The sequence below is a fragment of the Halomonas sp. A020 genome, assembly GCF_027943625.1.
Classification (GTDB): domain Bacteria; phylum Pseudomonadota; class Gammaproteobacteria; order Pseudomonadales; family Halomonadaceae; genus Vreelandella; species Vreelandella piezotolerans.
The window spans coordinates 1,026,292-1,039,108 of sequence record NZ_AP022850.1 but is presented as its reverse complement, the minus strand read 5'-3'; the positions used below and the strand labels follow the sequence as shown (position 1 = coordinate 1,039,108).

Below are 12,817 nucleotides of genomic sequence, written 5' to 3'. Positions count from 1 at the left end.
ACAAAGATGCATGGCTAACGCGTGACATGGCCGCCTCCGCAGACGTGAGGGCGGAAGCGGCCGTGGAGTGACTGACGGTTAGAAACTCTCTGTAGTGCGCGGTAAGCGATCCTGCGGCGCTTGTAGCGTGGGTGATGCCGCTTTAGAAAGTTTGAAACTGCTAATCGTGCCGGTCAGGTGATCCGCTTGCTCTTTCAACTGCTCGGCGGCGGTGGTCGACTCTTCGACCATGGCGGCGTTCTCTTGGGTCATCCGGTCCAGTTCGGCGACCGCAATATTGACCTGTTTGATGCCGTCGCTCTGCTCGCTGGTGGCCGCGTTGATCTCTTCCAGTACGTCGGTGACGCGGGTGATATGTGCGACGATATCCTGCATGGTGCTGCCAGCATTACGCACCAAGGAGGTGCCGTTATTCACCTTGGCTTGGGAGTCCTCGATCAATTGCTGGATATCGCTGGCTGCATCGCTACTACGGCCCGCCAATTTGCGCACTTCATCCGCCACGACGGCAAAACCGCGACCGTGTTCGCCTGCGCGGGCGGCTTCGACCGAGGCGTTGAGGGCCAGCAGGTTGGTCTGGAAGGCGATGCTGTTCATCAGCGTGACGATCTCGCCAATCTTATGGGAGGCGTTGGAGATGTCTTCCATGGTGGCGACTACGTTCGACACGACCTGCCCACCCTCTTTGGCGACTTCGGTGGCCGCGTGGGAAAGCTTGTTGGCTTCCTGGGCCGAGGCCGCCGTATGCGCCACGGTGCTGGTGATCTCTTCGACTGACGCCGAGGTCTGCTGCAGGCTCGAAGCGGCGTTATCGGTGCGGCGGGAAAGATCTTGTCCACCCATGGCAATCTCGTTGGCGGCGTGGTGCACCGATTCGCTGCTGGTACGCACGTCGATCAAGACCGCTTCCATCTTGCCCACGAAGCGATTGAAAGCACTGGCGATTTGGGCGACTTCGTCGGTGCCTTCTTCCGGCAAGCGCTGAGTCAGATCCCCTTCACCCGAGGCGATGTTATCCATCGCATTTCGGACGCCTAGTAGACGACGCAGCAGCAGTGACAGCAGCATGCCAAACACGACGGCCGTGATGGCCGCAACGATCAGCAGCGTCACGATGGACGTTGTCGCAATGGCGCGTAGACCTGCCGTAGCTTCTGCGTCATCCAGCGCCACGACCAACTGCCAACCGCTGTTGCCACCTACACTGCTGCCCATCAGGAGTTTGTCGTTGCCTTGTAGGGTGAGCGGTTGCGGGGTGTCCGCTTGCACGATGCGTGTCAGGTCGGAAGGGGTGAGCGCATCGCTAAGCGCGCTTGCAGGCTCCAGCGTCAGTGACGCGTCGGGGTGGGCGACCAGAGTGCCGTCGCTCGTCGTTAGAAAGCCGAAACTGGATGGGGTCGGCGCGATACTAGCGACGATATCGATGACGTCGGCAATCGTGATGTCGGCGCCTACCACGGCGGTGAGGTCACCATTCTGATAGAAAGGCCGAGCGAAGGTCACGATCAAACCGCCTGTTTGCGCATCGACATAAGGGGCAGTAATGATGGTGTCCTGTGCGCTCACGGCACCTTGGTACCAAGGGCGCTGGCGCGGGTCATAATCGCTGGGAGGTTGCCAGCCGTCTGAGAAAATCCCCTCTGAGGTAGACGGGTACGCGATGTAGGCGGTCATAAAGTCGCCAGAGTCGGCTAGCTGCCGCAGCGCTTGTAGCGGTGCCTCGCTACCAACGGCATGCTCCATGCTGGCCAGCATCGTAAAGCGAGCGTTGAACCATTCGTTAATGGCCTGTGTGTTTCCATTCACAACAGCGCTGAGATTGCGGTTTACCTGTTCACTATTATGATGCTTAACGGTGGTGTAGCTGGCAATGCCATTGGCCGTCAAAGCCAACACGATAGCCATGAGGGCCGCCAGAAGGATGCGTGTACGTAGGGAGGAAAACATGGTCGCTCTCGGGATCATCAGGATTCATGATGGGTATCGGCGAGAGCGACGCTGTCTTTAGCAAAAAGCAGGAAAATAGTAAGTAAGTGCTAACTGCGTTGACTAACGCAAATCGCTGACCGCCTGTTGGATGTCGGCCAACGAGGCCTTGCTAAAATCTTTCGATAGCGTATGCGTGACCAGCTTTTGCGTGGGATTATCGAGTTTTTCTTTGAGCAGACCCAAGAACTTGGGAGGCGCGACCATGATCAGCTTCTCCATGCGGTTGTCTACCCGGGCAGCATAGAGTCGCTGGGCGACTTCTTTGGCAAATAGCTCGTTTTCATGTTGAGAGGCTGCGCCCTCTTCGCCAGAGGAGCGTGATGACGTCGACGTCGACTCGTGGACGTCGGCACCGCGACGGTCCGTGATCAAGTCGCCTTCATGCAGTCTGCCTGCGGCGTGTACCAAGCTCTCCTGCTCGGCGAGATGGAGCGCATCACGGGTGAAGATACGTGCGCGTGCGGCATCGGCTACCACGATATAGGTGGTCATTGTCATACGTCCTCCATGTCGTTGATTACCCTTTAACCATGGCAAGCGTTTAGGGTTTGGTCAAACGCCTGCCCATTTGCCCCAAGGCCCGTTAAAGTACCTTACTGCGCAGCAGGCTGGTCACCGCTTCGCCGAGCAGTACCAGCACGATAATGGCGATGAGAATGGTCGCCACGGTTGGCCAGGCAAAGGTATCGATCGCGCCTTGCAGAATGACCCCAATGCCCCCTGCGCCTACCAAGCCCAATACCGTGGATTCACGAATGTTGATATCCCAGCGCAGCACCACGATGGCAAAAAAGGCAGGCATCACCTGGGGCACGATGGCGTAGGCCACGACTTTCGCTTTCGATGCTCCCGTCGCCTCCATGGCTTCCACGGGGCGGCGGTCGATCTCTTCGATGGCTTCGCCCATGAGTTTGCCGATAAAACCAATGGAACGAAAGACGATGGCCAGAATGCCCGCCAGCACGCCGGGCCCAAAAATGGCCACGAACAGCAGGGCCCAGATGATCGTATTCACCGAGCGGCTAGAGACCAAAATGAAACGGCCTAACCACAGGCAAGCGCGGTTAGGTGTGGTGTTTTGGGCCGCCATGTAGGCAACAGGTAAGGCTAGAAAAATCGTCAGGAACGTCGCCAGCGTGGCGATATGCACGGTTTCCATGAGCGCATTGAGAATACCGCTGAGTCCGACCGCGCTTGGCGGCCACATGCGCGCCCCGAGGTTCGATATTTGGTTGGGAGCATCCCACACCCAGGGCCAAAAAATATCGATATCGCGCACGGCCCAAAACACCAGCATCAGCGTGGCGAGCAGGGCGGCGTAACGGATCAGCCGCTCTTTGCGGTCGTAACGCTGCCAAATACGGTCAGCGAGTAGCTGTTCGCGATCTACCATATTTTTTTCCTCACCCAGCCGCTGATCCCTTCGCTGAGCAGAATCACCGCGATAATGACCAGTAAGATGGCAAACGCAAAGTCGTAATCGTAGCGCCCAAAGGCATTCATCAAGGTGCCACCAATGCCGCCTGCACCGACGATGCCCACGACGGCAGAAGCACGCAGATTACTATCGAGCTGGTACATGGACAGACCGACTTGGCGTGGCAGAATTTGTGGGAACACCGCATAAAACAGCGTAACGAGATAGCCAGCCCCGGTCGAGCGCATGGCCTCTACTTGGCCCCAGTCGATCTCCTCTATCTCTTCAGCGAGCAGCTTACCGACAAAGCCAATGGAGTAGAGTGTCAGCGTGAGTATTCCCGCCAGCGGGCCAAATCCCACGGCGGCAACGAACAGGATGGCGACAATCACGGGGTGAAAGCTACGCGAAATAATGATGATGCTGCGCCCTAACAGGTAAACAGGCAGCGGCGCGATATTACGGGCAGCCATCACCGCAAATGGAATCGAGAGCAACACCCCTAATAGCGTGGCGAGAATGGCAATTTGAAAGCTCTCTTTAAACCCGGTGAGCAGTAGCTCATAGCGCTCTAGGTTCGGCGGAAAACCGCCGCTAAAAATGCGCGCCGCGCGGGGGAGGCCTTCCGAAATACGTTCCCAGTTAAAGGGCAGCGAGCCAAACGCCCACACCAGATACCCTACTGTCATCACGAGTAATCCGTAGCGCAGCAGTGGGTTGGCGATAAACGGTGGCTTTTTCCAGGCTCTAGGCGTGGGCGGGTTAGACGGCGTCATGGCGTGCCCCCTCCACGGCGGTGCCCGGCGTCTCGGTGATGGCATCGTCCGGTGCTTCGATGCCGCCATAAATGGCGTCCAACGCGTCTTTATTGAAATCCCCGGGCTGGCCGTCAAAAATCATCTTGCCGTGACGCAGGCCCACGATGCGCTCGGTATAGGTTTTGGCTTGGGCGACGTTATGGATGTTGATCAATACCGGCAGCGACAGCTCGTTCGCCAGGCTCTGTAGCAGCATCATGATTTGCTCGGAGGTGCGCGGGTCCAGCGAGGCGGTGGGTTCATCTGCCAGCAATACGTCCGGCTCTTGCATCAAAGCACGTACAACGCCCACCCGCTGGCGCTCGCCACCAGACAGCTCGTCTGCGCGCTTGTTAGCGTAGTGGGCAATGCCTACGCGTTCCATGAGCACAAACGCACGCTCGATATCGGCGGGTGGGTAGCGGCGTGAAATGGCTTGGTAAAAGCTGACGTAGCCTAGCCGCCCTGCCAGCACGTTCTCCATCACGGTTAACCGATCAAGTAAGTTGAATCCTTGAAACACCATGCCAATTTTACGGCGTGCCCGGCGCAGTTCGGCCCCTTTCAGGTTCACAAGTTCGGTGCCATTGAGTTTGATTGAGCCAGAGGTGGGCTCTACCAAGCGATTGATACAGCGCAACATGGTACTTTTACCGGCGCCGGAGGCACCTACGATAGACACCACGCTGTTGCCCTCCACCTTCAAATCGAGGCCTTTCAGCACGGCCTCGCTGTGGCCATATCGTTTGACCAAATTCGTGATTTCCAGCATGTGTCCGCATCCATCGAAAGACGAAGAACCGCGCCGCGACAAGCGGCGCAGCACGCGTTACTCCAGGTTGTCAGGCGTGTAGGTCACGCCATTGGCGGCCTGAATGGTGCGAATCACCTGCCAGTTGTCTTTGTAGGTGATGGGGATGAACTTCTCGACGCCTTCGAATTCGTCACCTAGCTCGGTGCCCACGAAATCGAAAGTAAAAAACGCTTCTTCGATTTTCTCTACTAGGTCAGGATGTAGGTTATAAGCGTAGTTATACGAGGTAGTGGGGAAGCGATCGGATTCGTAGATCAGTCGAACATCGTCGGTATCGTAAAGGCCACGCGCGGCCATGCGCTCGACGACTTCAGAGGCGACCGGAGCAGCATCGTAATCTCTGGCTACCACGCCCAGCATGGATTGATCGTGGCTACCGGAGTAAACCACCTCGTAATCCTCTTCCGGCGTGATGCCCAGCTCGGGCAGGAGCGCTCTCGGCGCTAAGTTGCCCGAGTTCGAAGTGGGCGAGGTATGCGCCACGCGTTTACCTTTCAAGTCTTCCAGCGTCTCGATGTCCGAGTCGACATGGGTAAACAGCTGCAAAGTATAACCGAACTGGCCATCGTCAGAGCCCATCAGCGCAAAGGGCACGGCACCGGCTAGGTTGACCGCAAACGGCGTTGGGCCAGTAGAGAAACCCGCGATATGCAGTCGACCGCTGCGCATGGCCTCTACCTGGGCGGCATTTGACTGCACCGCAAAGAAGCGCACATCGCGCCCGGTGACGTCCGATAAGTGGTCGATAAAGGGCTGCCAGATATCGGAATAAATGGCGGGGTCTTCCACTGGGGTATAAGCAAAAATCAGCGTGTCGGGGTTGGCCCATTCCGACTCATCGGCCGGGCGGTCGGCGACCATGTCGCCATTTTCGTCGCAGTAAAGGGTGTCCAAGTCGCCCCGCTCGCATTCGGCGTAGGCAGGGCTGGAGAGTAACGCAAGGGGAAGTAGCGAGATAGCCGTGAGCATGGCAAGCGGACGCTTGCGCAGATGTAGCGTTTTCATAGTCAGCCTCTTACGTGCATTATTGTTGTCGCGTATGCCCACTGCTGCGTCGCAAGTATGTGCTTCGATCAGCGTCTGTTTCGCAAATGGACATTTAAAAGCGCAGATGTTTATTTTTCGAAAACGAGCATCTTCAATCTAGGGTTTGTTACAAAGATATGTCAAACACTTTCCTGACCCCCTCCTACCATTGGCGGAACCGCTATCTGCTGATGCGCCATGGCCATAGCCAGGCCAACGCTCAGGGGAAAATCATCAGCTCTCCGGAGCAGGGCCTGGCGAACTACGGGTTATCAGAGCAGGGTGAACAGCAACTCGAGGAAGCGCTGGCGCAGTGGTCCTGGCCGGTGCCGACACAGATCGTGCATTCGGACTTTTTACGTACGACACACACCGCCGCCCGAGTGGCCGCCGCGTTTGGGGTGGGAATGCAGCAAGAGGCGGGCTTGAGGGAGCGCCACTTTGGCGAATTGGAGGGGCAGGCGGATAACCACTACCCAGACGTGTGGGCCTTCGATGCCAAGAGCGCCGAGCATGCCCAGTGGCAGGTGGAGCCGGTCAGCCGAGTAGCAGCACGGATGTGTGCCGTGCTGGAAGCGTTGGAGCAGCGCTTTACTAACGAAACGGTGCTGGTCGTCAGCCACGGCGATCCGCTACAAATTCTGCTCACGGCGCTGGCGGGCAAACCGCTGACACAGCATCGGGAGCAGCCTGCGCTGCTACCCGCCAGCATTACCCTCGTAGGTGGTTAAGCGCCCTCTTTGGGGGGAATCCAGGCGATCATATCCACCTCCACATCCGCGCCGCCCGCAAGCCCAGTCACGCCAATGCAGGTGCGGGTGGGCAGCGGCTTATCGAAATAGCTGGCGTAGACCCGGTTCACTTCATCGAAGTGACCCATATTGGTGATGAACACCCGCGACTGCACCACGTACTCAAAGCGGCTGCCCACCTCTTCCAGTACGATGGCCAGGTTCTGCATCACCCGGTGCGTTTGTTCGGTAAAGGTGCCTAGCAGCATCTCATTGGTTTCCGGCACCGTGGGCATCTGTCCGGTGATGAAGACTAGGTCGCCCACGCGACAGGCATGGGAAAAGGGCGCAATGGGTTGCGGTGCACGATCGATGAATAGCTTTTCCATGATGACTCGCTCGTTGTGGTGTTGTGGCGTAGAAAACCCATAAAAATGGGCCTCATAGGAGGCCCAAGTTCAGCACTGTGGGGCGCTGTAAGCTGAATTAATGTCCCAGAATCTGGCTCAAGAAGAGCTGGGTACGCTCGGATTGCGGGTTGTTGAAGAACGGCTCCGGCGCGTTCTCTTCGATGATTTGTCCTTGGTCCATGAAGATCACGCGGTCGGCCACGGTCTTGGCGAAGCCCATTTCATGGGTCACGCAGAGCATGGTCATGCCCTCTTCGGCCAGTTCGATCATCACGTCCAGTACTTCCTTGATCATCTCCGGGTCGAGGGCCGAGGTGGGCTCATCGAACAGCATCACGTCCGGATGCATGCACAGCGAGCGGGCAATCGCTACCCGCTGCTGCTGGCCGCCGGAGAGCTGGCCGGGATACTTCTTGGCCTGCTCGGCAATACGCACCCGCTCCAGATACTGCATGGCCATGGCTTCGGCCTCTTTGCGGGGCTTCTTCTGTACCCACATTGGCGCGATACAGCAGTTTTCCAGCACCGTGAGGTGAGGGAACAGGTTGAAATGCTGGAATACCATGCCGACGCTGCGGCGAATCTGCTCGATGCGTTTGACGTCTTGGGTCAGCGGCACGCCGCCGACCACGATCTCGCCTTTTTGGTGCTCTTCTAGGTGATTGATGCAGCGGATCATGGTGGATTTGCCCGAGCCAGAAGGCCCGCAAATAACGATCCGCTCGCCGCGTTTCACTTCCAGATAGATATCCCGCAGCACGTGGAAATCGCCGTACCACTTGTTCACGCCGCGCATTTCGACCATTAGGTCAGAGGGGCTGGTGCCAGGGGTGTTGGTCGCTGCTTGAGTCATGTCACTATCCTGCTAAAAAATCGTTGATAAAAGCGGCGTTAGCGCTTGTGGCCGGTATGCAGCTTGCGTTCTAGGTACTGGCTGTAGCGCGACATGCTGAAACAGAAGATCCAGAACATGAAGGCGGCAAACACGTAACCTTCCAACGAGAAGCCGAGCCAGCGTGAGTCGGCTAGAGCCGCTTGCACGATCCCCAAGAGGTCGAAGAGGCCGATGATCATGACCAGGGTGGTATCTTTGAACAGCGAAATGAACGTATTCACGATGCCTGGAATCATCATCTTCAACGCCTGGGGAAGGATGATCAGCCCCATGCGTTTCCAGTAGGTCATGCCGAGGGCCGCTGCCGCCTCTTCCTGGCCTTTAGGGATGGCCTGTAAGCCCCCGCGAATGACCTCCGCCATGTAGGCGCTTTGGAACAGCGTCAAGCCGATCAAAGCGCGCACCAGGCGGTCGACGCTCATATCCGAAGGAAGGAACAGCGGCAACATCACCGAGGCCATGAACAGCACGGTGATCAGCGGTACGCCGCGCCAGAACTCGATAAATACCACGCAAAAGCTTTTGACGATCGGCATGTCCGAGCGACGTCCCAACGCCAGTACGATACCGATCGGTAGCGCGCCTACCATGCCTACCGTGGCCAGCAGCAGCGTTAGCATCAGGCCGCCCCAGCGGTGCGTAGGCACCTGGGGAAGGTCGAAGTAGCCGCCGTAAAGCAGTACGAACGAGATGATGGGGAATGCCACCAGCGCAAAGATGGCCACCCAGCGCTTGAAAGGCAGCTTGGGAATCGCCAGCCAGCCAATCAGCGTAAAGAACATGGCGAACACGATATTGGCGCGCCAGATCTCTGAACTGGGATATAGGCCATAAATAAACTGCGTCAAACGTGCGTTGATGAAGACCCAGCAAGCGCCTTCCCGTGAGCAGTCGTCGCGTGTGGTGCCTACCCAATCGGCGTTGATGAACGCCCACTGCACGGTAGGCACGACGAGCAGATAGAGGATATAGAGGCCGATTAACGTGAAGATCGTATTGATCGGCCCGTTGAATAGGTTCGTTCGCAGCCAAGCAATCGCGCCAACGGAGTTGCTGGGCGCTGGCCGCTGTTCGATCATCGTTTGATTATGAATCATGTGTGGCTCCTCGCCTCAGCCTAGCGTTCAACCAGCGCCACGCGGGCGTTGAACCAGTTCATGAACATCGACACCAGCAGGCTGATCGTCAGATACACCGCCATGGTCATCGCGATGACCTCGATGGCCTGGCCCGTCTGATTCAGCGTGGTGCCCGCAAACACCGACACGAGGTCCGGATAGCCAATGGCCGTGGCCAGCGACGAGTTTTTGATCAAATTCAGGTATTGGCTGGTGAGCGGGGGGATGATGACCCGCAATGCCTGAGGAATGATGACGAGGCGCAGCACCAGGTTGCGCGGCAGACTCAGTGCCTGCGCCGCTTCGGTTTGGCCATGTGAAATGGCCTGAATACCGGAGCGCACGATCTCGGCAATGAACGACGCCGTGTAGATCGAGAGTGCGAACCACAGCGCCAGAAACTCAGGAATCACCGTGATGCCGCCGCGGAAGTTGAAGCCACGCAGCTCGGGCATTTCCCAAGTAATGGGTACGCCAGTGGCCAACATGACCAACAGGGGCAGCCCAAAGATCAGTACAAAGGAGATCCAGTAAGCGGGAATTCGCTGCCCCGTGGCTTCCTGACGGCGTTTTGCCCATATCACCAGCGCAATACTGGCCGCGATGGCGATCACGAAGGTGACAGGAATCAGTCCGAAGCCCGATTCGAACAGCGGCTCAGGTAGATAAAGCCCGCGTACGTTAAGAAACACGGCCTCGCCGAACGCGAGGCTTTCTCGAGCGCTGGGGAGCGCCCGCAGCACGGCAAAGTACCAAAAGAAAATCTGCAGCAGCAGCGGAATGTTACGAAAGGTTTCGATATACGCGGCGGCTAGCTTGGCGATCAGCCAGTTGGGCGATAGACGAGCGATACCGACGATAAAGCCAATGATAGTGGCGGCAATAACGCCCAACCCACCCACCAGCAGCGTATTCAGCAGGCCAACGAAGAAGGTGCGGCCATAGGTGCTTTGGGAAGAGTAGTCGATCAGACTCTGAACGATCCCAAAACCGGCGGTATTACTCAGGAAGCCAAAACCTGTGGTGATACCCCGTGAGGAGAGGTTGTCTTGCACGTTGCCGACGATATAGAACAGAAAAGCGATGACAGCGGCAATCAGCAGACATTGAAAGATGAGCGCACGTTTGGCGCGGTCTCGCCAGAACGGTGGCTTTTGGCCAACGGGGCGAGCGTTAGGTCTTACGGACATGGGTGGCGTCTCCGCGATACGGAAGGTCAATCAAATGGCCCGCCATGACCAAAAAGGGTGGCGGGCCGGGGTCAAGCGAGACGCTTAGCGAATCGGCGGTGCGTACTGGAAGCCGCCTTGGTTCCACAGGGCGTTGACACCGCGTTCGATTTCCAGCGGTGAACCCATACCTACGTTGCGCTCGAAGCTTTCACCGTAGTTACCCACTTGGCTCAGGATGTTATAGGCCCAGTCGGCGTCAAGACCCATGCCTTCACCATAGTTGCCGTCCTGGCCGAGTAGACGCGCTACGTCCGGGTTATCGGAGCTGAGCATCTCTTCTGCGTTCTCGCTGGTCACGCCGTACTCTTCACCGTTGATCATGGCAAACAGCGACCACTTCACGATGTTGAACCACAGATCGTCCCCCTGACGTACGACCGGGCCCAGCGGCTCTTTGGAAATGACGTCGGGCAGAATCATCGCGCCAGACGGGTCGTCGAGCTGAATGCGCAGGGCCGCCAGCTGAGAAGTGTCAGACGTCAGAACGTCACAGCGGCCAGCCTGGAAGCCACCTACGGTTTGCTCGGAGGTATCGAAAACGATGGGGTCGAACTCCATGCCGTTGGCACGGAAGTAATCAGCCAGGTTCAGCTCGGTAGTGGTGCCTGATTGAATACAAATCGCCGCGCCATCCAGCTCGGCCGCGCTGGTGATACCCAGGTCGCGAGAGACCATGAAGCCCTGGCCGTCGTAGAAGTTAACGCCGGTGAAGTTCAGACCCAGGGTAGTGTCACGGGTCGTGGTCCAGGTGGTGTTACGAGACAGAACGTCCACTTCGCCGGACTGCAGCGCGGTGAAACGCTCGACGGCGTTCAAAGAGATGTAGTTGACGGCATCGGCGTCGCCCAGTACCGCAGCGGCCACGGCACGGCATACGTCAACGTCGAGGCCCTGCCAGTTACCGTTATCGTCCGGGGCGGAAAAACCTGGCAGGCCGTCGCTGACGCCACACTGTACGGCACCACGTTCGCGGGTATCTTCCAGCGTATCGGCTTGGGCGGTCGCCACGCCCGCAAGAGAGATGGCGCCTGCGGAGGCCAGAAGTACCAGGTGTTTCTTATTGATCATGTTGTGTTCCCCTTCCTCGATTTAGTGTCGTTATGCATGGTGATGCATCACTAAAAGCTAGCAAGGAAGGTGCCAAAAAAGATATGTCGTCAAATTCAGCGCTTTTCAACGTAAAATCAGCGAATTTAACGAAGGTCTTGGTGCAAAAAAGTGCGCCAGCGGCTACGCACTGCGCCTTTTTGGTGCGCAGCCGCTGGCGAGTGACCGATCGCGCTAGCGAATGGGCGGCGCGTACTGAATCCCGCCATCCTTCCACAGGGCATTCAGACCACGGGCAATGTTGAAGTCGGAGTGGGTGCCCACGTTGCGTTCATAAATATCCGCATAGTTACCGACCTGTTTGACGATTTGGTAAGCCCAGTCCGCCGACAGGCCCATGGCCTCACCAAAATCACCGTCTTGCCCAAGCAGGCGCATCACATCGGGATTTTCTGAGCTTAGCTGCTCATCCACGTTGGCTTGGCTGACGCCCAGCTCTTCGGCATTCAACATGGCAAACAGTGACCACTTCACGATGTTGAACCACTGATCATCGCCTTGGCGTACGGCGGGGCCTAGCGGCTCTTTAGAGATGATTTCCGGTAGCACGACGGCCATGTCGGGGTCGGCCAGTTGAATGCGCTGGGCGTAGAGCTGCGAGGCATCCGAACTCAAGACGTCACAGCGGCCTGCTTCGAAGCCCGCAATCGACTGCTCGGGTGAATCGAACACCACCGCATCGTAGGTCATGTCGTTGATACGGAAGTAGTCGGAAAGATTGAGTTCGCTGGTAGTGCCCGACTGCGTACACACCGCCGCGCCATCCAGCTCTTGCGCGCTCTGTACGCCCAAGTCGCTGGCCACCATGAAGGCTTGGCCGTCGTAGTAGCTCACACCGGTAAAGTGCATGCCCAGTGTGGTGTCGCGGCTCGACGTCCAGGTGGTGGTGCGGGAAAGGACATCTACTTCACCTGATTGCAACGCGGCAAAACGCTCCACCGAATCCAACGGTACGAAGTTGACCTTGCTGGCATCACCCAGCGCGGCGGCCGCCACGGCACGGCACACATCGGTATCTAGACCGCGATACTCGTCGTTATCGTCTAAAGACGAAAAGCCGGGCTGAGCCGCGTTAACGCCGCAGCGCACGCTGTCGCGCTCTTGCACCGTTTGTAGCGTATCGGCCATGGCCGTGGGTACCCATAGGGCGGGCGCTAACAGGGTGACTCCCCATCCAAACCAACGCGTGGTGTTCATTTGTTATTCCTTAACGTGGCGCGCACGATGATTGGCGCATAAAAAAGCCGGGCAGAGCCCGGCCAGATACCTAGCGAAGCTGCC

At 57.7% G+C, this 12,817-nt stretch carries 13 protein-coding genes; 1 reads left to right on the top strand and 12 read right to left on the bottom strand.

The annotated features are described in order from the left end of the window. Positions 1-78: 78 nt before the first annotated feature. The 6 genes from FRH_RS04780 to phnD form a co-directional block, all read right to left on the bottom strand. Positions 79-1,947: a methyl-accepting chemotaxis protein gene (locus tag FRH_RS04780; RefSeq protein ID WP_281997884.1), complete on the bottom strand. Its 1,869-nt coding sequence runs from the start codon at positions 1,945-1,947 to the stop codon at positions 79-81. Between the two features lie 102 nt (positions 1,948-2,049). Then, positions 2,050-2,481 (bottom strand): host attachment protein, encoded by a 432-nt coding sequence (locus FRH_RS04775; protein ID WP_139526245.1) that lies wholly within the window; start codon positions 2,479-2,481, stop codon positions 2,050-2,052. Positions 2,482-2,572: 91 nt separating this feature from the next. Continuing rightward, positions 2,573-3,382 carry a phosphonate ABC transporter, permease protein PhnE gene (gene phnE, locus FRH_RS04770; protein ID WP_139526004.1) on the bottom strand — a complete coding sequence of 270 codons (810 nt, stop codon included), beginning with the start codon at positions 3,380-3,382 and terminating at the stop codon, positions 2,573-2,575. After that, positions 3,376-4,182, bottom strand: coding sequence for a phosphonate ABC transporter, permease protein PhnE (gene phnE / locus FRH_RS04765; protein WP_139526003.1), 807 nt, complete (start codon positions 4,180-4,182; stop codon positions 3,376-3,378). The genes phnE (FRH_RS04770) and phnE (FRH_RS04765) overlap by 7 nt, the downstream gene beginning before the upstream one ends. Beyond that, positions 4,169-4,975, bottom strand: coding sequence for a phosphonate ABC transporter ATP-binding protein (phnC, locus tag FRH_RS04760; RefSeq protein ID WP_139526002.1), 807 nt, complete (start codon positions 4,973-4,975; stop codon positions 4,169-4,171). Before phnC ends, phnE (FRH_RS04765) begins: the two co-directional genes overlap by 14 nt. Before the next feature lie 57 nt (positions 4,976-5,032). Further along, positions 5,033-6,022, bottom strand: a complete 990-nt coding sequence (gene phnD, locus FRH_RS04755; RefSeq protein WP_281997883.1) for a phosphate/phosphite/phosphonate ABC transporter substrate-binding protein — start codon at positions 6,020-6,022, stop codon at positions 5,033-5,035. A gap of 158 nt (positions 6,023-6,180) precedes the next feature. Here phnD and FRH_RS04750 point away from each other — a divergent pair, with 158 nt between their 5' ends. Further along, the gene (locus tag FRH_RS04750; protein ID WP_281997882.1) at positions 6,181-6,774 is read left to right on the top strand and encodes a histidine phosphatase family protein; all 594 of its coding nucleotides are present in this window, start codon (positions 6,181-6,183) and stop codon (positions 6,772-6,774) included. On the opposite strand, the gene FRH_RS04745 is transcribed toward FRH_RS04750, so the two are convergent. The 6 genes from FRH_RS04745 to FRH_RS04720 form a co-directional block, all read right to left on the bottom strand. After that, the gene (locus FRH_RS04745) at positions 6,771-7,163 is read right to left on the bottom strand and encodes a Rid family detoxifying hydrolase (RefSeq protein ID WP_139525999.1); all 393 of its coding nucleotides are present in this window, start codon (positions 7,161-7,163) and stop codon (positions 6,771-6,773) included. The two genes, FRH_RS04750 and FRH_RS04745, sit on opposite strands and share 4 nt — an antisense overlap. A 97-nt stretch (positions 7,164-7,260) precedes the next feature. Continuing rightward, entirely contained in the window at positions 7,261-8,037 is a 777-nt protein-coding gene (locus FRH_RS04740) for an amino acid ABC transporter ATP-binding protein (RefSeq protein WP_269202181.1), read from the bottom strand. A gap of 38 nt (positions 8,038-8,075) precedes the next feature. Beyond that, entirely contained in the window at positions 8,076-9,176 is a 1,101-nt protein-coding gene (locus FRH_RS04735) for an amino acid ABC transporter permease (RefSeq protein ID WP_281997881.1), read from the bottom strand. 20 nt (positions 9,177-9,196) lie between these two features. Then, positions 9,197-10,387, bottom strand: coding sequence for an amino acid ABC transporter permease (locus FRH_RS04730; protein ID WP_139525997.1), 1,191 nt, complete (start codon positions 10,385-10,387; stop codon positions 9,197-9,199). Positions 10,388-10,471: 84 nt separating this feature from the next. Next, positions 10,472-11,497 carry an amino acid ABC transporter substrate-binding protein gene (locus FRH_RS04725; RefSeq protein ID WP_139525996.1) on the bottom strand — a complete coding sequence of 342 codons (1,026 nt, stop codon included), beginning with the start codon at positions 11,495-11,497 and terminating at the stop codon, positions 10,472-10,474. Between the two features lie 213 nt (positions 11,498-11,710). Next, positions 11,711-12,733 (bottom strand): amino acid ABC transporter substrate-binding protein, encoded by a 1,023-nt coding sequence (locus FRH_RS04720; protein WP_281997880.1) that lies wholly within the window; start codon positions 12,731-12,733, stop codon positions 11,711-11,713. Between the last annotated feature and the right edge of the window lie 84 nt (positions 12,734-12,817).

Excerpts from the sequence above, each read along its gene's own strand:
- FRH_RS04780 (WP_281997884.1), bottom strand. The coding sequence starts at position 1,947 with ATGTTTTCCTCCCTACGTACACGCATCCTTCTGGCGGCCCTCATGGCT.
- FRH_RS04775 (WP_139526245.1), bottom strand. The coding sequence starts at position 2,481 with ATGACCACCTATATCGTGGTAGCCGATGCCGCACGCGCACGTATCTTC.
- phnE (WP_139526004.1), bottom strand. The coding sequence starts at position 3,382 with ATGGTAGATCGCGAACAGCTACTCGCTGACCGTATTTGGCAGCGTTAC.
- phnE (WP_139526003.1), bottom strand. The coding sequence starts at position 4,182 with ATGACGCCGTCTAACCCGCCCACGCCTAGAGCCTGGAAAAAGCCACCG.
- phnC (WP_139526002.1), bottom strand. The coding sequence starts at position 4,975 with ATGCTGGAAATCACGAATTTGGTCAAACGATATGGCCACAGCGAGGCC.
- phnD (WP_281997883.1), bottom strand. The coding sequence starts at position 6,022 with ATGAAAACGCTACATCTGCGCAAGCGTCCGCTTGCCATGCTCACGGCT.
- FRH_RS04750 (WP_281997882.1), top strand. The coding sequence starts at position 6,181 with ATGTCAAACACTTTCCTGACCCCCTCCTACCATTGGCGGAACCGCTAT.
- FRH_RS04745 (WP_139525999.1), bottom strand. The coding sequence starts at position 7,163 with ATGGAAAAGCTATTCATCGATCGTGCACCGCAACCCATTGCGCCCTTT.
- FRH_RS04740 (WP_269202181.1), bottom strand. The coding sequence starts at position 8,037 with ATGACTCAAGCAGCGACCAACACCCCTGGCACCAGCCCCTCTGACCTA.
- FRH_RS04735 (WP_281997881.1), bottom strand. The coding sequence starts at position 9,176 with ATGATTCATAATCAAACGATGATCGAACAGCGGCCAGCGCCCAGCAAC.
- FRH_RS04730 (WP_139525997.1), bottom strand. The coding sequence starts at position 10,387 with ATGTCCGTAAGACCTAACGCTCGCCCCGTTGGCCAAAAGCCACCGTTC.
- FRH_RS04725 (WP_139525996.1), bottom strand. The coding sequence starts at position 11,497 with ATGATCAATAAGAAACACCTGGTACTTCTGGCCTCCGCAGGCGCCATC.
- FRH_RS04720 (WP_281997880.1), bottom strand. The coding sequence starts at position 12,733 with ATGAACACCACGCGTTGGTTTGGATGGGGAGTCACCCTGTTAGCGCCC.